Below are 17,900 nucleotides of genomic sequence, written 5' to 3' on the forward strand. Positions count from 1 at the left end.
CGTTTCTTCCCAGAGTACCATAGAGCTAACAGTTTGGGAAAATCCCCATATGCGAGTACGATAAAGGTAGAGTAGGGTTACAGAGCAGGTGGTCCGGTACTAGCCCGGCCAGCGTCTGCTCTGCCAGATGGTGTCGATCTGGTTCCTGGCCACTTCGCCTCGGGACCCACATTAGTAGGCCGGGCGAGAGAGCAGAAGATGGCAAGAAGAGCAAAAGCGATGTTAATCTACGGTTTTGATTGGAGGAGCTACCGAGAGCTGGTGATGCCGGCCTTTGCACGCTGGCTCACAGCCAATGATGCCGGGGAGGTCGAGGCGCTTTATGCTGCAACGAGCCTGGCATACGAGGAGGCTTTTCTACCAGCAGCAATGCAGTCGGCGCGCACCTGGCCTCGGGCAGTGGCCTTTGTCGCCACTCTGCCCCGTGGCCCCCATAGTCTCTACGAATATCGCCTGCTCTGCTCCGCCGACGAGTTCACGGTGCTCAGCGATCGCTATCTCTACCGCCATGTCCCGCATCTCCACCGCTGCTCAGAAGCGTTGGCAGCAGTCTGGAGCGCCATCGTTGAGCACTACTGTGCGTATGGCGAGATCCTGACCAGGGACCCAGTAGAGACAGAGCAGCGGCCAACAGTCACGCGGGCCGCCGTGGGCCTGATGAGCCAGCCAGAGGGGGTCAAGAGCAGCCCGCTCCAGCTGAGTGAAGCCTACTTTGAGGTGACCAGTCCTGACCTGAGAGAAGAGGAACCGCCAGAAGGCTTCTTTCTCGGACAGCATCCCAACGTGCTGCGCCTGCGCGGCTGGTTGGCCTCTATCTCACCTGCAGCGCTGGCGCTTTTTGAATACCTAGCCTGCGGACGGCGCGCTCTGCCCTTTGAAGATGGCTTAACGCCCGGTCTGCTGGGGGCGCTCACTCGCGTCTCACTCGGTCACTACATCGGTTATCTGACCCCCACCGAGGTCAAAAGGCTGGCTCACTGCCTGCATACAGCCACAGCCCCAGAGACCGAGGTCGCCGTCAGGGACTACGATCGCTTCCGCCAGGGAGTGGCTTCAGGCCAGGAGACGCGCCTGATCGATGAAGTGCTCCCAGCCTATGGCAGCAATTTGTTGACAGCGGTACGCCTCGCCGCAGAACAAGACCTTGGCCTGATCTGTCGCCAGCAATAAAAATAAAAGAAGATACTGTCTGTGCTTCCTCTTGCTTCCCCCGCCCTAGCTCGCTTGTAGCCCTTTTGATCCGCGTTCTCACACCCCTTTTCCCCCTCCCTATTCTCTGATGATCAGCAGGTGATACGATAACAATAACGAAGGATCACGAGGCAGAGAGAGGACGAGCTGGGACTTGATGATCGCTGCTCTCCTCCCTCTGCCAGACTCATTCCTGCCGATGGAGGAAATCCGATGAGCGTGAGCGAAGGAGCTTGCTTTGCCCATATTCTAGAGCGCCTCTCGCGCGATGTCCTTTTCCAGCTGGAAGATGTGCCAGAGGCTGACCTGAATCGGCACCTTGAGCTGCCCGAGACCAACACCCTCTTTGCGCTGGCAACACACCTGGTTGGGGCCGCCGAGTATTGGGTGCTCGTTCTCGTTGGGCAGCGCCAGATCGCTCGCGACCGCGCTGCCGAGTTTCAGGCACGCGGAGACTTCGCAGCCTTAAAGGAGCGCTATGAACGCTGGTTGCAGGCGATGCATGAGGTCCTGGATACACTCCCGGATGCCCGCCTTCAGGAGCCTGTGAGCGGACCAACTACCTATCGCTATGCCCCAGCAGATCGCCCTCTGATTGCGCGCGATGCCCTTCTGCACGCCGTGGAGCACTCAGCCTTGCATTTAGGGCATATTCAGCTCACACGCCAGCTGCTGGGTTTGCCTCCGCGCGCCTAGCCCTGCCTCAGAGCGGGAACATAATAACCTGTTTGGCCTCTTCTCTGCTCCCACTGAGAAAGAAAAGAGGGCCGCCAGGGGTCCCTGCTCTGAGGCAGGATTTTCCCTTCTCAGCCAGAGATATGAGGGGGAAGCTGACCCACGTTAGCAAGAGGAGCTGCCTGGGAATCGCCCGCTACGCAACCTTGTATCCTCTAGCCAGTAGGAGCAGGGAAAGAGATGGCTTCCAGCCGCCGTAGCTAGCTCTCTAGCGTGCTCACTGTTGTCGACCGCGCTTCCTCCAGCAGAGCTACTGCCGAGCAAGCGATACCCTCACCACGACCGGTAAAGCCCAGGCCGTCGGTCGTCGTCGCCTTCACACTGACCTGCGCCAGTGAGAGCTCAAGCAACTCCGCCAGCCGCGCGCGCATTGCCATCACATAAGGAGCCAGGCGAGGACGCTGTGCAATGACCGTCGCATCGACGTTCACCACGCGCCAGCTATGCTGGCCCAACAGATCGCGCGCATACGACAAAAAAAGAGCGCTCGGCTGATCCTTCCAACGAGGATCATGCGAAGGGAAATGCATCCCAATATCGCCAAGGGCCGCCGCTCCCAGCAAGGCATCCACCACCGCATGGATCACCACATCGGCATCCGAATGACCAGCCAGCCCTATCTCGGAAGGAATAGTTACCCCCGCCAGTACCAGCGGTCGCTCGGGGGCAAAGGCATGAGCGTCGAACCCACAGCCGATTCGCAAAGTCATCGCGGCCACGTCTCCTGATGCACCAGATATTCCGCCAGCAGGAAATCCTCCTGCGTCGTAATCTTCATATTGGTGTACGAGCCGGGGAAGATTGCTACGCGGTAGCCCAGGCGTTCCACCAGTGCAGCATCATCGCTCACTTCCTCCTCCTCCGCAGCCTGAGCAGAGCAAACACGGTGAGCCTCCCAGAGTAGGGGAAAGGAGAACACTTGGGGTGTCTGCACCACCCACAGGTGGGCACGTTCAGGCGTCTCACAGACATACCCCCCCTCGACCACTTTCAGCGTATCTTTGACAGGAACGGCGGCCACCGCTGCTTGATGCAAACGGGCCGCATGTAAACCGGCCTCGATCAAGGCAGAAGACACGAAAGGACGCGCTCCATCATGGACCAGCACCCACTGGGTCTCTGGCAAGTGGCGAGCCAGGGCCTCCAGGCCCAGGCGTACCGAATCCTGGCGTCGTGGCCCACCGGCTACCACGGCAATCACCTTACGCCAGCCTTCCTCGGCCAACAGCTCACAGGCATCGGCCTCGCGAGCGGGGTGAACCACCAGGACAATTGCCTTAATCAGCGGACAAACCTCAAAAGCATCCACCGTACGGGCTAGCGTCAAACGCCCGGCCAGCGGGGTCCAGAGCTTATCGCGACCGGCCATACGCCGGCTGCTACCGGCGGCCACAATTACCACAGCGGCTCGTTCTTGCATAGCAATAATCCACCAGCGCCTCCGCCTATAATGAGAGGCACCGTATGACTGGTGCCTACCCGACATCTACTATGACGTTCCCTGGCAGCCAGAGAGAGCCAGATCCCCCCTTTTTTCTCGTCTCCCCCCTTCCCTTCCACCCCCCTCCAGACTGTCGCTGTCCCATCAACCTGCCCTGGCACTGGCCCGATTCCGTCGTCTCTCTTCCCCCTCGGTGAAGCTCGCTCAGCGCTAGCCCTGACGCTGTTTGCCGGTCGACTGCCCTTGACTGCTGGACATTGAATTACCGCTACTCTGCTTCGGATAAGCAAAGATCAGACGCCCAGCGACCGTCTGAATGACCCGCGTCACCGTCACCTCGATCGTCATATTCATATACTGGCGACCCCCCTCCACTACAATCATCGTCCCGTCATCCAGGTAACCTACGCCCTGACCCAGCTCCTTGCCATCTTGCATAATCTTAATCGCAATCTCTTCACCGGGCAGAAGCACCGGCTTCACCGCATTCGCTAACTCATTAATATTGAGCACCTTCACTCCCTGCAACTCGGCGACGCGATTGAGATTGAAATCGTTCGTGATAATCGGACAATGGAGCGCGCGCGCCAACTTGACCAGCTTGCTATCCACCTCCTCAGAGCTGCTCTCCATATCGGTATCCATAATCTCCACAGGCACCGTCGCATCCTTCTGCAAGCGGTTCAACATCTCCAGACCATGCCGGCCCCGATTCCGCCGGAGCGTATCAGCAGAATCGGCAATCCGCTGCAGCTCGTTGAGCACAAAGCGTGGGACTACCAGCTTACCAAAGATGAAGCCTGTCTGGCTGATATCGGCAATGCGACCATCGATAATAGCGCTGGTATCGAGCAAGATCTGGGGGCCTACCGCACTTGCCAGCGCCTCCGCCTCCTTAGCACGCTCCCGCTCCCGTTCACGCTCTCGCTCCTCTTCCCGCTCTCGACGGCGTGTCAGAAAGAGGGACTGAAACATATGCGCCAGCTCGCTCTTGCGCAGTACGGCCACCATTGCCCCTAAATACCCACAGATGATGGCCGCTACCACGGGCAGAATATGGCCCCAGTTCTCTGGCAAGGCACCCAAGGGGATACCAAAGAGCACAGAGATGAGCAGGCCCACAATGAGTCCAATGGTGCCAGCGATCAGATCACTGACCGCCACCGTCCGCAGCTGATGGCTCACCCAGCGATAGGGAACAATGGTCACATAGGGTGTAATCACAAAAGCAACGAGTGCACAGACAAACGCAATTGCGGCGGACCATTCAAGCTTCTCAAGCAGGAGAGTCGAAAGCGGATGTTCGAAAAAGAAGATGGAGAAACCGACGCTGGCAGCCAGAAGCGCCCCAATGCAGCGAGCGATTGTGTTAACAGACATCCCATCAGCCTCCAGAAGGGTGAGAGGTTCAAGCACCGACGACGGGCCAGCGTGAGGTAAAGCATGCGGGCAGGAGCAGAATAGATGATAATCAGACAAACAAGAATGATGATTCCGGATAACAGGGCCTGGCCTGCTGTGCTGAACCGCCAGAAACGCGCCCGTCGAATCACAAAAATCGTCATGCCAGCTATAAAGTATACCGTTTTCCCGAGTCAGAATCAAGAGTGAGGATCAACCTCTGGGAGCGGGAGCCACGATAATTCACGAAACGCTTACCTCCTTTATTTAAACTCAACAGATGCTTTAGTCACGGGACAAGAGTCATCCTTGCTGGTTAGTGTAGCGCGATTTCCAGGGCGACTGCAAGAGTACTGGCGGGAATGACCCGGCACTCCTCAGCCAGTCCCGCCCCTTCCAACTCGCGGCGCACCCGCTCCGTGCGCCCGCTGGCAGGGACCAGGCAGCGTTTGAAGCCCAGTTTCGCCGCCTCGCGCACGCGCAGCCCCAGACGACTGACCGGGCGCAGTTCACCTGAGAGGCCGACCTCCCCAATCAAGGCCAGATCGGGCGGGATACGCCGGTCGCGGTAGCTTGAGGCGATTGCCGCTGCCACGCCCAAATCAACAGCTGGCTCCTCCAGCGTGAAGCCTCCCACCACGTTGGTATAGACATCGTGATTGCCCAGGGCCAGGCCAACGCGCTTGGTCAAGACCGCCAGCAGCATCAACAGGCGATTATGCTCAATGCCATTGGCTGTACAGCGAGCAATCCCGAAATTGCTGGGAGTCACCAGGGCCTGCACCTCCACTAGCAGCGGGCGCGTTCCCTCCATGCTTACCACCACCGCCGAGCCACTGGCGGCCCCGGGGTGCTCGGATAGGAAGAGAGCCGATGGATTGGGGACCTCCTGCAGGCCCTCGCCATGCATCTCGAAGACCCCCACCTCATGGGTCGCGCCAAAGCGATTCTTGACACCACGCAGCAGGCGATAGGTATGGTAGCGTTCCCCCTCCAGATAGAGCACACAATCGGCAATGTGCTCCAGAGCTTTGGGGCCTGCCACCGTCCCCTCCTTCGTGACATGGCCGATGATGAACATTGGGATGTGGCTACTCTTCGCCACCTGCATCAGATGCAGTGTACATTCGCGCACCTGGCTGATACTACCTGGAGCCGAGGTCAGATGAGTCGCGAAGACCGTCTGAATGGAATCGACCACCACCAGCGCCGGCTTGAGGCGAGCGATGGCCTCGCAGATCACTTCCAGCTCGACCGTCGCTAACAGATAGAGGCGCTCACCGCTGATCTCCAGGCGCTCGGCGCGCATCTTGATCTGCTCACTCGACTCCTCGCCCGAGACATAGAGGACCGGCCCCACACGCTCGGCAATAGAGCCCGAGACCTGCAGCAGCAAGGTTGACTTGCCGATGCCCGGTTCGCCACCGACCAGCGTGAGCGAGCCAGGCACGAGGCCGCCACCCAGAACACGATCCATCTCGGCATAGCCGACCGAAAGGCGCTCATGAGAGAGGGCTTTCACTTGGCTCAGGGGTTGTGGCACCGTTGGAGCGGCAGAGGCCCCAGCGGTCGCAGCCGCCCCCGTCAACAAGGCATAGCGGCGCTGGGGGGCAGGAGCCGCAGCCGACGTTTCGGGAAGCGATACCTCCTCCAGGGTGTTCCAGGCGCCGCAATCGGGGCAGCGTCCCAGCCACTTCGTCTGCTCACCACCACACTGCTGGCATACAAAGCGCGTACGAGATTTAGGCATAGAATTACAACCAGCACACTTGCTTCAGAACAGGTAATATGGTAGCGTAGGTCCTGACGGCTTGTCTGACCGGCGCCTGATCAGGCAGGCACAAGGAGAGCGCCCACAGTTGCCAGTGTTACCAGCGGGTACCAGGTAAGGGAACAAGCGAGCGAGGACAAAAAAAGAGGAGAGCCTGCGGCGCGCGAGACGCGCCAGAGTGGCTCTCCTCTGCACACTATCAACCTGGCAAGGTTTCACCGGCGGGGCTGCCCTCACTGCTTCCGGCGGAGAGCGCCGCCTGCGGCGAAGCCGGAGCGGGCAATTGCTCCAGACGACTGCGCACCTGCAGTTCGAGAGCATTGTCGACCACCACCGCTTCGACCACATCACCGGCATGGAAGCGACCCTGGAGCAGACCTTCGGCCAGCGGATCTTCAACCAAGCGCTGGATCGTGCGCCGCAGCGGGCGGGCGCCGTACTGCGGATCGAAGCCTTCCTTGATCAAGAAGTCCTTGGCAGGCTGCGGGACTACCAGCTCGATCTGCTGCTCCGTCAGCTGATTGCGCACGCGATTGAGCAACAGATCGACGATCTGATACATATCCTCGCGGCGGAGCGAGTGGAAGACGATGACCTCATCGATACGGTTCAGGAACTCGGGCTTGAAGGTATTCTTCAGCTCGCCGAGCACCTTATTCTTCATCTCCTCGTATTCGCTCTTATAAGCCTGCTCCTTATCCTTCGTCAGCTTGAAGCCGATCGACGCCTCGCGGTTCAGCAAGGTGGCGCCCACATTCGACGTCATGATAATGATCGTATTGCGGAAGTCCACCGTGCGGCCCTTGGCATCAGTCAGCTTTCCATCCTCCAGGATCTGGAGGAGCATATTGAAGACATCGGGATGGGCCTTCTCGATCTCATCGAGCAAGATCACGCTGTAGGACTTGCGGCGCACGGCCTCTGTCAACTGGCCGCCCTCCTCATAGCCGACATAGCCCGGTGGAGCGCCGACCAGGCGAGCAGCAGCATGACGCTCCATGAACTCTGACATGTCGATTTTGATCAGGGCGTCCTCGCTGCCAAACATGAACTCGGCAAGAGCGCGGGCCAGCTCGGTCTTGCCGACGCCAGTTGGGCCGAGGAAGATGAAGGAGCCAATGGGCCGCTTAGGATCTTTCAGCCCGGCGCGAGCGCGGCGGACGGCGCGCGCGATCTTCTCGATCGCCTCATCCTGAGCGATGACGCGCTTATGAAGGGCCTCCTCCATATGGAGCAGGCGCTGAGACTCCTCCTGAGCGATTCGCATGACCGGGATGCCGGTCCACATCGAGACAATCTGAGCGATCTCTTCCTCGCCAACGACGGGGCGATCGCTCCCTCGCTCTTTCTGCCAGCCGGCCTCCAGCTTAGCAATGCGCTCGCGCAGCTTCACCTCGCGGTCGCGCAGCTCGGCAGCCAGCTCGTAATCCTGCTGCTGGATTGCGGCCTCCTTCTCGCGGAGCACCGCCTCCAGGCCCTTCTTAGCCTCTTTCAGGTTCAGCGGGGCCAGCGAATGCTGCATGCGGACACGGCTGGCGGCCTCATCGATCAGGTCGATGGCCTTATCGGGCATGAAGCGATCCGTGATATAGCGGCTGGCCATCTCCGTTGCCGCCTTGAGCGCCTCATCTGTGATGGTCAAGCGGTGATGGGCCTCGTAGCGCTCGCGGATACCCTTGAGGATCTCGATCGTCTCCTCAATGGTTGGCTCGCGTACGATGACCTCCTGGAAGCGGCGCTGCAGGGCGGCGTCGCGCTCGATATACTTGCGGTACTCATCGAGCGTTGTCGCGCCGATACACTGGATCTCGCCGCGAGCCAGAGCCGGCTTCAGGATATTGGCCGCATCGACCGCACCCTCCGCGGCGCCGGCGCCGACCAGCGTGTGGACCTCATCGATGAAGATGATGCAGTCGCGACTATTACGGATCTCCTCGATGATCTTCTTCAGGCGCTCTTCGAACTCGCCACGGTACTTGGTGCCTGCCACCAGGGAGCCGACATCCAGCGTGAGCAGACGTTTACCCGCGATGGTCTCGGGAACCTCGCCGGCGACGATGCGCTGCGCCAGGCCCTCAACGATTGCCGACTTACCGACACCAGGTTCACCAATGAGCGCAGGATTATTCTTGGTACGACGCGACAGGATCTGAATGACCCGCTCGATCTCCTGATGGCGTCCAATAATAGGATCAAGCTTACCGGCGCGGGCATCGGCGGTCAGATCAACGCCCATCGCGTCGATAGTCGGCGTCTTGGAGTGCTTGGCATCGCGCTCATGGGGCGAGCCGGATTGGCTGAGCACCTGGATCGTTTGCGTGCGCACCTTCTCCAGGTTGACACCCAGGCTTTCCAGGACACCGGCGGCGATTCCCTCACCCTCGCGCACCAGGCCAAGCAGAAGGTGTTCGGTGCCGATGTAATGATGGTTCAGGCGGCGCGCCTCGTCCACCGCCAGCTCGATAACCTTCTTGGCCCGGGGGGTCAGACCAATCTCCCCAAGCACAATGCGGTCACCGCGCCCGATGATGAACTCAACAGCGCTGCGCACCTTGTGCAGCTCGACACCCAGATTCGCCAGAACCTTGGCGGCCACACCTTCGCCCTCGCGTACGAGGCCCAAAAGGAGGTGCTCTGTCCCGATGTAATTATGCTGGAAGCGCTGGGCTTCCTCCTGGGCGAGGCTCAGGACCTTCCTGGCTCGCTCGGTGAATTTATCAAATCTATCTCTATCCCTGTCGTTCACCTGTTTGTCACCCCCCTTTCAGTGGCAGAGGGTGGAACCGAGCCCTCTGTGTCGCTCAGGTAAACTTGGTAATTCATCATACAACACCCTTCTTTGCAGCGTCAAGCAAGAACGACCTGGGGCATTGCCGTCATCCATGGATCACTCCTCTACACGCTGAAACAAGCGACCCCCTCACTGCTCCACTCTCGCCTGTCGCAGCAAGGAGGTCGTATCAGCTCAGCTGTTCAGGTGCGCATGCACGCTCTAGCGTCCGGCGCGGGCGCCATCGCGCAACCCGCTGGTAGCACAGGCGGTCCCTTCAGCTAGAACGAGTGACTGCCAGCCATTGAAGACTGGTTTTTTGTCTGGCCTGTCCAGAAGCGTGTCAGTACGCGTTCGTGCCTTCGCGCTTCTGCCTCATAGTCGGGAGCGCAGCACGCCGGCTGAGCCAGGTCTACAAGGACTACAGCCCAGGACTACAGCCCACCCAGGCTCAGTCACCAGCCGGTTTCCCTCCCACCCCTCGGGGGCTGTGGTACGGGCTGCGATCCTGCACCGCGCTCTGCCGCGCTACGCAAGGCAACAGTGCCTACTAGCTGCCAGAACCCTCCGTTTCCTCGGTTGTCAGATTCTTATTGCGCTGGCGGGCAGCGGCCCGGAAAGCCTCAGCCATCGCAGTGATCTCGCCATCGTCGCCCAGCGGCAGATGGTCCAACAAGGACGGTTCGCTTTTCTCAGCGCGCTCGCGGCGTTCGCCACGCCCTTCTCGCTCACCCTTCTCGCCACGTTCACGGCGTTCGCCACGTCCCTCATGCTGGTGCTGCCCACTTTCCTGACGTCTGGCCGTCTCTTCAAGGGACAGCTTCATTTTATCATCTGTGGCCCCCTTGGTGGTAGCCTCAAGCGAACCGCTGCCAGGGGCGGCCTGGCTCTGGCTCTGGCTTTGACCCTGGCTCTGGGTCTTGGCGCTATCTGGCTCTTCAACCTGACGCAGGCTCAGGCCGAGACGACGACGCTCAGGATCGATGCGCAGGATACGCAGCTGGAGCTGCTGGCCCTCATGCAGGCTGGTCTTGGGGTCCATACCAGGGGGCAGCTCCGAAAGATGAATGAGGCCCTCGATACCGTCTTCGATACGCGCAAAAGCCCCAAAAGGTGCAATCTTGGTGATCGTGCCCGTCACGAGCTGGCCAGGCGTGTAGCGCTGCTCGACGGTTGTCCAGGGATCGACCTCGGCTTTCTTGATGGAGAGCGCGATCTTTTTCTTCTCTTTGTCGACACTGAGGACCTGGACCTCGACTTCCTGGCCAACGTGCAGCACCTCGCTGGGATGATTGACACGGCTCCAGGCTAGCTGGCTGATATGGACAAGGCCATCGGCCCCGCCGAGGTCAACAAAGGCTCCGAAGTTCGCGAGGTTGCTCACCACGCCCTTGCGAATCTCACCTGGCTTCAGCTCATCCAGCAGCTCCTCACGTCGCCGCTGCCGCCACTCCTGCACCGCCTGGCGCTCAGAGAGGATCAGCCGATTGCGGGCGCGGTTAATCTCGATAATCTTGAGCTGCAGCTCCTTGTCCTTCATACTGGCCAGCTTGGCCGCCGTCTCCTGACTCTCACCACCCGCAGCCACCTCTTCGCGCTTCAGGCTCTGGATTTGCGAGATCGGCACGAAGCCACGGATGCCATTGACATCGACGATCAGGCCGCCCTTGTTGTAATCGATGACGCGCGCCTTGATCAACTCGTTGTTGCGATACTGCTCCTCAACCAGACGCCACTGGCGCTCGGCATTGGCCTTCCTCAGCGAGAGCACAGCATGGCCGTCCGGCGTCTCCGGCTGCACGACATAGACAAGGACCTTGTCGTGCACTTTCAACTCGCTCAGCGAGCCATAGCCACTGGCCGGCAGCTCCTTTGTTGAGAGCACGCCCTCTGATTTGAGGCCGATATCGACCAGGATCTCATCCTGGTCGATGCGCACGATTTCCCCTTCGACAACATCGCCACGTTTGAGGCTGGTGGGATTATTGGCTGAGGCCAGAAGGGCCTCCATGTTCAGGTCTTCTGATTCTTCCGGGTTCCCGGTTCTGCTGGTTTCAGGCTCTCTTGCTTCAGACATGGTCTGTACCTGCCCGCTTTGAGTTTTTTCCGCTGGCGGTGTCGAAAGGTCGCCGTGCTGTTGTGCTTGCATGGGTAAAATACCCCCTTCGATCCACGGTTTTTTTGCCTTGCCCCTCGAGCGCCCTCTGATCCTGTCTAACGTATGTCGTACGTAGATCGCCCGCTTCCTTGGTCCGTTATCACTTCTGCCAGGGGTAACGACAGGAACGTCATCTTGAGATCGGGGGGATGCGTCTCGGACAACTGGCTATCGGAGGAGGCTGCTCAGGCTGCGATGGCTGCTGCTTGTCGCTGTACTTCCTACTATGAGACGACGATTCTCCATAGTACACCCGTTCGTGCTAGAGAGTAGTTCTACGAAACGATGCCCGCAGACAGGTCATAAGGTATATATGGGCACAATGAAAGCCTTGTGTAAGCATACCCCCACTCGATGCTCTAATTATACCAAAAGCCGCCTGTGAATGCAAGGCAAAAGCTAGCTTTTCGGCGGACCTCCCCGCTGTTTTTTTGTTTACCACATTGTATCATACCCACGCAAGTTCAACCAGCCCCTTTTTGCGGCGTGAATGTGGTAGAATAGGCACATGAATATGTCCAGCATCAACGAGGTGGTGACCACTCTGCGCTCCCGCCTGGCCCCTCCCGACCAGGCTCTGTCAACAGCACCACCTCCCGAAATCGCTTCTCGCCCTCTACGGCGCGCCGCTGTGCTCTTACCACTTTTCGAGGCCGAGGGCCTGCCTTGCCTGCTGCTGATCCGCCGCGCTCCTACACTGCGCACCCACAGCGGTGAGATCGCTTTTCCTGGTGGCTCGGTCGATCCCCAGGACCGCGATCCAGTCATGACAGCCCTGCGTGAGGCCCAGGAGGAGCTCGGCCTCCCCCCCGAGCGCTCTGAGGTGCTCGGGTTGCTCTCCCCTTCCTTTACATTGGTGACGAATTTCTGGATCACTCCCGTGGTGGCTTTCTTGCCCGCCGGCCCCGGCCCCCTTACACCCCAGGCCTCCGAGGTCGCTGAGGTCATCCGCGCTCCTCTCCCCGCTCTGGCCGATCCCCGCATCTTCCATAGCGAGGTCTGGGATACTTCTGGCCTGCGACGCGTCGTCTATTTCTATGACTACGGCCCTTATCGCATCTGGGGCGCAACTGCCCGAATTCTGCATCAATTGCTCTCTATACTGGAAGAGTCAACAGCCCAATAGTCATGGTCTCCTTGATTCTTCCCCTCGCCCGGCTACAATGAACAATAGCTACTGCGTTGGTAGTGCTGTTCTGTAGCGCGTCTCTTGTAGGTTCTGTTGTTCGTTGTGTGAGTTGTGGGTCTGGCTCTCAGTTGCCCCTGGTGGAGATTGCTGTGAGACTGCCAACTTCCGATGCCCACTCTGCGCAGCTCCGACTCGCTCAGGCGGACCGGGCGGTGCTCCCCCACTCGTCGCCTGCCTCGTCCCCCGCTTCCGCTGCATACCCCCCCCTCGCTTTGCCTGTAACCCCCCCCCCTTCTCCCCTCACTTCGGAGCCGTTGCAGTCCGGTCTGGGAAGAAGCAGCTCCCCTCTCCTTCCTTCTGGGGATTTGACCACTGGGGGCTTGAAGACGCTGGCTACGCGGCGCGATTTGCCCCTGCGCGCTGAGTGGCAGGCTCCTGCCGCCGCGCCCGCTCCTCCCCCAGCGGCCCACATTCCTCTCTTTCCTCTGCTGGTGTTGTGTTGCGTCCTGGTTATGCTGCTGAGTGGAGGGCTGCTGCTGCTACTGATCCTTGAACCTTGAGACACCTGGCCCTTTCCCACTGCGGATAGCGGCTGGCTTCGATAACCTCCGGCACTATGCCGGACTTCATCAGGTCGCCGTTGCACTGGGCTGAGGCTGATCGCCACTGGCCATGTCCGCCAGCCGGTCAGGGCATGCTCTTGATGCCCGCTCCCCGCTGCGGCTGCGGGTCAGGCAGAATTACCTCTGTACCCCTCCCTGGCCGCTTCGCCGGCTAACCGGCTGCGAGACGAGGCTCGCGGGTTGGGAGCTGGATGCTGGTCGATCAGCGCTTGCCCCAGCCAGCAGATCCGCGCGTTATCCTGGCCTCGATCGGCGTTGGCACGACGGGCCTGGCTCTCACCCAGACTGCTGAGCCTGGTCGGTGATCGCCGGAACACCGTGGAGTCCTTTGGCCTGGAGCACGGCTTTGACGATGGCTCGCGCCAGAGTGCTGGCAGCCGCGGCTCCTATAAGGCTGACCTGCGCTGCCGTGGTCGCAGGATCAGGGGGTGTTGTTGTCTCTGCACCCAGGGACAGGGCGAAGACCGTGTCACCGTCGAACATGGTGTGAGCCGGCTGAATGGCCTGCGCCAGTCCATTGTGGGCCATCTGCGCTATTTTGTTGACGCTCGCTTTGCTGAGGGTAGCGCTGGTGGCGACGACGGCAATGGTGGTGTTGCTGAAGGGATGTGGCCCTTGCCTTTGAGTTGTTCCAGCATCCGGCGCCGGCGCCCCAGCAATGATAGCTCCGCTCCGTGGGTCGATGATGTTGCCAACAGCATTGACGACAACTAAGGCCCCGACGATGGTCCCGTCGGGAAGCTGCGTGCTGGCTGAGCCAAGCCCACCTTTGATAGCGTGCTGGCTCCCGGCAAACTTGGCGACGGTGGCTCCGGTTCCGGCACCTACGCTTCCTTGCTCAATGGGTCCACCGCTGGCCCGCTCACAGGCACGGTAGCCGGCTGCGGCATCGGGCCGAATCTGCGACGAGCCAAGTCCGAGGTCGAAGATGGCGGCTGCCGGTACGATCGGCACGCGCGCCACACCAGTCTCAAAGCCCTGGCCGCGCTCTTCCAGATAGCGCATGACTCCCGCGGCGGCCTCCAATCCGAAGGCGCTTCCCCCGGTAAGCAGAATGGCGTTGACGCGCTCGACAAGGTAGAGGGGACGCAGAAGATCAGTTTCGCGCGTCGCTGGAGCTCCGCCACGTACGTCTACCCCGCCTACGGCCGGCAAGTCGCAGAGCAGAACTGTGCACCCGGTCCCTGCCTCCAGGTTGGTGTCGTGTCCGACACGGATGCCAGGAACATCGGTGATGTCGTCGTGCATGGTCGCTGCCTCCTGATGAATCTCCGGCGGTATTGGGGGCCTCGCCGGCAGGCCCAGCTGTTGCTCCGGCAGCTCCGGCGCCTGGTCCCACCCGCCCCGATCTAACTCGGGCGAAGCAGCGTCAGTCAGGGATCAAGGTGCTGTCGGGCGGCGTTTGTCCGCCAGTTTCTCTGGCAGCCTGGCTGGCGGCAACCGCAGGGGTCAGGTGAAGGCCAGGGCGCGCCGGAGTCGTTCGACGGCTGCGGCAACGCTCTCACGCCCGTTGTAGACGGCGCTGCCGGCGACGAGCAGGTTGGCACCAGCTCGTACGACGAGCGGGGCGGTGTGCTCGTTGATGCCGCCATCGACCTCGAGGTCACAGTGAAGCTGGCGCTCGGTGAGCTGCTGCCTGAGACGGGCGATTTTGGGTAGCGTCTCGGGAATGAATTCCTGACCGCCGAAGCCAGGATTGACAGTCATGATGAGGACTAGGTCAAGCAAGGAGAGGATGTCTTCCAGCAGCCAGACGGGCGAGGAAGGATTGAGAGCCACTCCTGCTTGCTTGCCAGCCTCTTTGATCTGTTGCACGATGCGGTGCAGGTGGGGACAGGTCTCCTGGTGGACAATGATGACGTCGGCCCCAGCCCGCGCGAAGGCTTCGATGTAGTGCTCGGGATTGGTGATCATGAGATGCGCTTCTAGCGGCAGGCTGGTGCTGCGCCGCACGGCCTCGACGATGAGGGGTCCCATTGTGATGTTGGGGACAAAGTGCCCATCCATGACATCGATTTGGATGCGCTGCACGCCGGCCTCTTCGGCTTCGCGCACCTGCTCTCCGAGGCGACTGAAGTCAGCACTCAGAATAGAAGGCACGAGGCCAATGGCTACTGGCGACTGTGGCACCTGAGCTGCCCTCGCTGTCGGTTGCTCGGCTGTCATGCAGTGGACCTCCTCTGGAGAGCCGCGGCTGCGGCTGTGTCTAGCAGCCAGGCGACCTCTCCGGCAGCAGCGTGTACAAGACGCGCAGGGTAGTCATCGGGCGAGCCTTGGTCTTCGAGGACGGCCCGCACAGCTTCGGCTTTGTCACTACCGGTGACGAGGAAGAGGATGTGACGCGCAGCCTGGAGAATGGGCGGGGTGAAGGTGAGCCGCTCGGGTGGAGGCTTGGGTACGCTGACGGCCAAGACCAGACGCTCGCGCTCGTGCAGAGCCGCTTGATGCGGGAAAAGGGAGGCGGTGTGACCTTCTGGCCCCATGCCAAGCTGAATGAGATCAAAGACAGGGACCCCCGCCGTGCCAAAGACACGCCGAAGCTCTGCGGCATAGCTCTCTGCCGCAGCCTGGCGATCGGCTTGCTCCGCTGGCATGCGGTGAATATTGGCCGCGGGAATGGGCAGCTTGCTCAGCATGACCTCGTAGGCCATGCGGTAGTTGCTTTCTGGATGGTCAGGCGGGACACAGCGCTCGTCGGACCAGAAGATGTCAACGCGCGTCCAGTCTATCTGGCCACGGTAGGGATCGCTGGCCAACAGGCTGTAGAGTTTGCGAGGTGTGGAGCCTCCAGCCAGCGCCAGCGTGAAACGCCCGTGGGTAACGATGGCTTCCTGGGCGAGGCGGATGACGAGACGGGCCGCCTCCTGGCTGAGGCTCTCGCTATCAGGATAGATGGCAATCCGCTGTTGCATTGTTTCGATTCTATCCTCTCTGTAAGGCTGGACAGCCAGAGTAGAGCTGTCACTCTGGCTTACTTAAACATAGAAGAGAGAGGCCCCGCGATGGCATCCCCCAAACAATGCGCTCAAGTCAATAAGGACGCCAGTTCCTGCAGGATTTTTTCGAATTGGTCATCATGGCCGGTGATCTCCAGCTCATCAACGAGCAGCTGACTCTCCTGGTGCTGCTCGTTAAGAGCGAGGGTGCGCTGGCGCGGCTGCTCCTGCTCCAGTTCGATGGAGGTCAGCACATGATCGCTGTCACCAGCAAGACGGCTGATGCTGAACAGCGCTTGCTGGTCCGCCAGTCGACTGGTGAGACGCAGCAGGCAGATGGTCCCCGGGGGAACTTCGCCTTCGCGACGCGGGCGGATATCGATGCGCGTCGGCTGCCCGGCTTCGTTCTCCAGGCACCAGTGATAGGCGCCCGGCGGCAGGCTCTCGCCGCTGCCCGGACAGGAGGCAGAGCAGGCAACACGACGCCAGGTGAGGCGCTCTTTGAGCCAGCCGCCCATCAGCAAGGCCCGCGCCGGCTCCTGGAGGCGCTGAGGGTAGACACCAGCAGCCGAGATCCCGGTCGATGGCAGATCCGCCGAGGAACCAGAGGCAGACGTACCAAGCACGGCATGCTCAATTTCAATGCTCTGGATACCGTCAAAGTAAGGACGATACTCCAGGCCATCGAAGAATTGGGCGACCAGCTGACGCAGCGGCGTAAGGCGTCCCCAGTTCAGGTCACTGATAGCGCAGGCTGGATATGTCTCTAGCAGAGAAGCTAGCAGACGCAGTGTCGGCCCTGGAGTCTGGAAGCTGGCAGAATCGACGATCAGTCGCTGGCTGATGGCGGCCAGCGAGCCAAGGGGATCACCGCTGGCCGGCGGCTCATCAAGCCACCAGAGATAAATCGGCAGGTCCGGTCTGACCAGCCTTTGCAGCAGGGCGGCGCTATGCTGAACCACTGGCCCGGTCAGAAGCGCAGTAATCTGCTCGAAGTGGTGGCGCGTGAGGTCTGAAATGACTGGGAAGCTGCGCAGGGTCACCCAGGTCGCGATTGAGGCCGGTGCGTCAGGATCGTCTTCGAAAATGAGAATGATGACACGCGCGATGTGCGTACTCAGCAGATCGCGCAGCAGGTCGCTGGCGTAGCGTGCGCGCGCAACCGATGGCGCACAGATCACCAGGTTGAGCACGCTAGTGCGCACGCTCATGTTCTGGCCGATGCGCATGTTATCAGCGGCCATTTTCCAGAGCAAAGCCACTTCTTCCTCTAGATGCTCCCAGGGAATAGCCTTGCCGGCCCACAGCGAGCGTGTCCCCGGGGATAGGTCGAGGTCCACAGTCATTCCAGATCTCCCCTGATAGAGAACGGCATCGTTCCAGGCGACCGACGGACGGGCGGAGACCGTCCGGCCTGGATCGCGTGCGCTAGCTACTGCAGCTTCTTGTTTGGCTCGTGTTCTGTAGCGAGGTACCGAAAGGCAAACAGCTCCCTCCAGTACCGCTGAGTGAGCAGGCTCCCCGCGTTGTCAGTGCCTTCGGCTCAGGTCACAGCCTTGCCCGCCGTTCCGTTAAGCGTCCATCCGCTTCTGGCGCTCCCTGGCGCTCCCTGCCAGTCACGGCAAGATCAGGCCGCGCCACAGGAGACGGCAGAGCCGATACACAGGCGAGGGTGCGTCAGCCAGTCCCCCAGTTTTGGGCGACCGACTTATTGTCTGATTGGTTGCCTAACAGGCTGGCTGACG

13 protein-coding genes are annotated in these 17,900 nt (G+C 60.5%); 3 read left to right on the plus strand and 10 right to left on the minus strand.

The genetic code is table 11. The features are described from left to right. The first annotated feature begins 219 nt into the window (after positions 1–219). A complete protein-coding gene (locus KTAU_RS03140; protein WP_151726982.1) occupies positions 220–1,170 on the plus strand; it encodes a hypothetical protein in 951 nt (316 codons plus the stop codon). Between the two features lie 234 nt (positions 1,171–1,404). Continuing rightward, positions 1,405–1,887, plus strand: a complete 483-nt coding sequence (locus KTAU_RS03145) for a DinB family protein (protein WP_151726983.1) — start codon at positions 1,405–1,407, stop codon at positions 1,885–1,887. 239 nt (positions 1,888–2,126) lie between these two features. Here KTAU_RS03145 and ispF read toward each other — a convergent pair whose 3' ends face one another. The 6 genes from ispF to KTAU_RS03175 form a co-directional block, all read right to left on the minus strand. Beyond that, a complete protein-coding gene (ispF, locus tag KTAU_RS03150) occupies positions 2,127–2,636 on the minus strand; it encodes a 2-C-methyl-D-erythritol 2,4-cyclodiphosphate synthase (protein WP_151726984.1) in 510 nt (169 codons plus the stop codon). After that, positions 2,633–3,346: a 2-C-methyl-D-erythritol 4-phosphate cytidylyltransferase gene (gene ispD, locus KTAU_RS03155; protein WP_151726985.1), complete on the minus strand. Its 714-nt coding sequence runs from the start codon at positions 3,344–3,346 to the stop codon at positions 2,633–2,635. The genes ispF and ispD overlap by 4 nt, the downstream gene beginning before the upstream one ends. A 231-nt stretch (positions 3,347–3,577) precedes the next feature. Continuing rightward, positions 3,578–4,747 (minus strand): PIN/TRAM domain-containing protein, encoded by a 1,170-nt coding sequence (locus tag KTAU_RS03160; RefSeq protein ID WP_151726986.1) that lies wholly within the window; start codon positions 4,745–4,747, stop codon positions 3,578–3,580. Between the two features lie 337 nt (positions 4,748–5,084). Beyond that, on the minus strand, positions 5,085–6,518 hold the full coding sequence (radA, locus tag KTAU_RS03165; RefSeq protein WP_151726987.1) for a DNA repair protein RadA: 1,434 nt from the start codon (positions 6,516–6,518) through the stop codon (positions 5,085–5,087). A 220-nt stretch (positions 6,519–6,738) separates the two neighbouring features. After that, positions 6,739–9,285, minus strand: coding sequence for an ATP-dependent Clp protease ATP-binding subunit (locus KTAU_RS03170; RefSeq protein ID WP_112428582.1), 2,547 nt, complete (start codon positions 9,283–9,285; stop codon positions 6,739–6,741). Positions 9,286–9,859: 574 nt separating this feature from the next. Continuing rightward, complete coding sequence (locus tag KTAU_RS03175) at positions 9,860–11,320, minus strand: 30S ribosomal protein S1 (protein ID WP_170293017.1); 1,461 nt, start codon at positions 11,318–11,320, stop codon at positions 9,860–9,862. Positions 11,321–11,975: 655 nt separating this feature from the next. On the opposite strand from KTAU_RS03175, the gene KTAU_RS03180 reads away from it, so the two are divergent. Beyond that, positions 11,976–12,593, plus strand: coding sequence for an NUDIX hydrolase (locus KTAU_RS03180; protein WP_151726989.1), 618 nt, complete (start codon positions 11,976–11,978; stop codon positions 12,591–12,593). 902 nt (positions 12,594–13,495) lie between these two features. On the opposite strand, the gene KTAU_RS03190 is transcribed toward KTAU_RS03180, so the two are convergent. The 4 genes from KTAU_RS03190 to KTAU_RS03205 form a co-directional block, all read right to left on the minus strand. Then, complete coding sequence (locus KTAU_RS03190) at positions 13,496–14,467, minus strand: P1 family peptidase (protein WP_151726991.1); 972 nt, start codon at positions 14,465–14,467, stop codon at positions 13,496–13,498. A 201-nt stretch (positions 14,468–14,668) separates the two neighbouring features. After that, positions 14,669–15,385, minus strand: a complete 717-nt coding sequence (gene rpe, locus KTAU_RS03195; protein ID WP_151726992.1) for a ribulose-phosphate 3-epimerase — start codon at positions 15,383–15,385, stop codon at positions 14,669–14,671. Continuing rightward, on the minus strand, positions 15,382–16,131 hold the full coding sequence (gene pgl, locus KTAU_RS03200; protein WP_151726993.1) for a 6-phosphogluconolactonase: 750 nt from the start codon (positions 16,129–16,131) through the stop codon (positions 15,382–15,384). Before pgl ends, rpe begins: the two co-directional genes overlap by 4 nt. A 113-nt stretch (positions 16,132–16,244) precedes the next feature. Next, positions 16,245–17,501, minus strand: a complete 1,257-nt coding sequence (locus KTAU_RS03205) for a glucose-6-phosphate dehydrogenase assembly protein OpcA (RefSeq protein ID WP_151726994.1) — start codon at positions 17,499–17,501, stop codon at positions 16,245–16,247. Positions 17,502–17,900: the final 399 nt, after the last annotated feature.

Source organism: Thermogemmatispora aurantia, from assembly GCF_008974285.1.
In the GTDB taxonomy this organism is placed as follows: Bacteria; Chloroflexota; Ktedonobacteria; order Ktedonobacterales; family Ktedonobacteraceae; genus Thermogemmatispora; species Thermogemmatispora aurantia.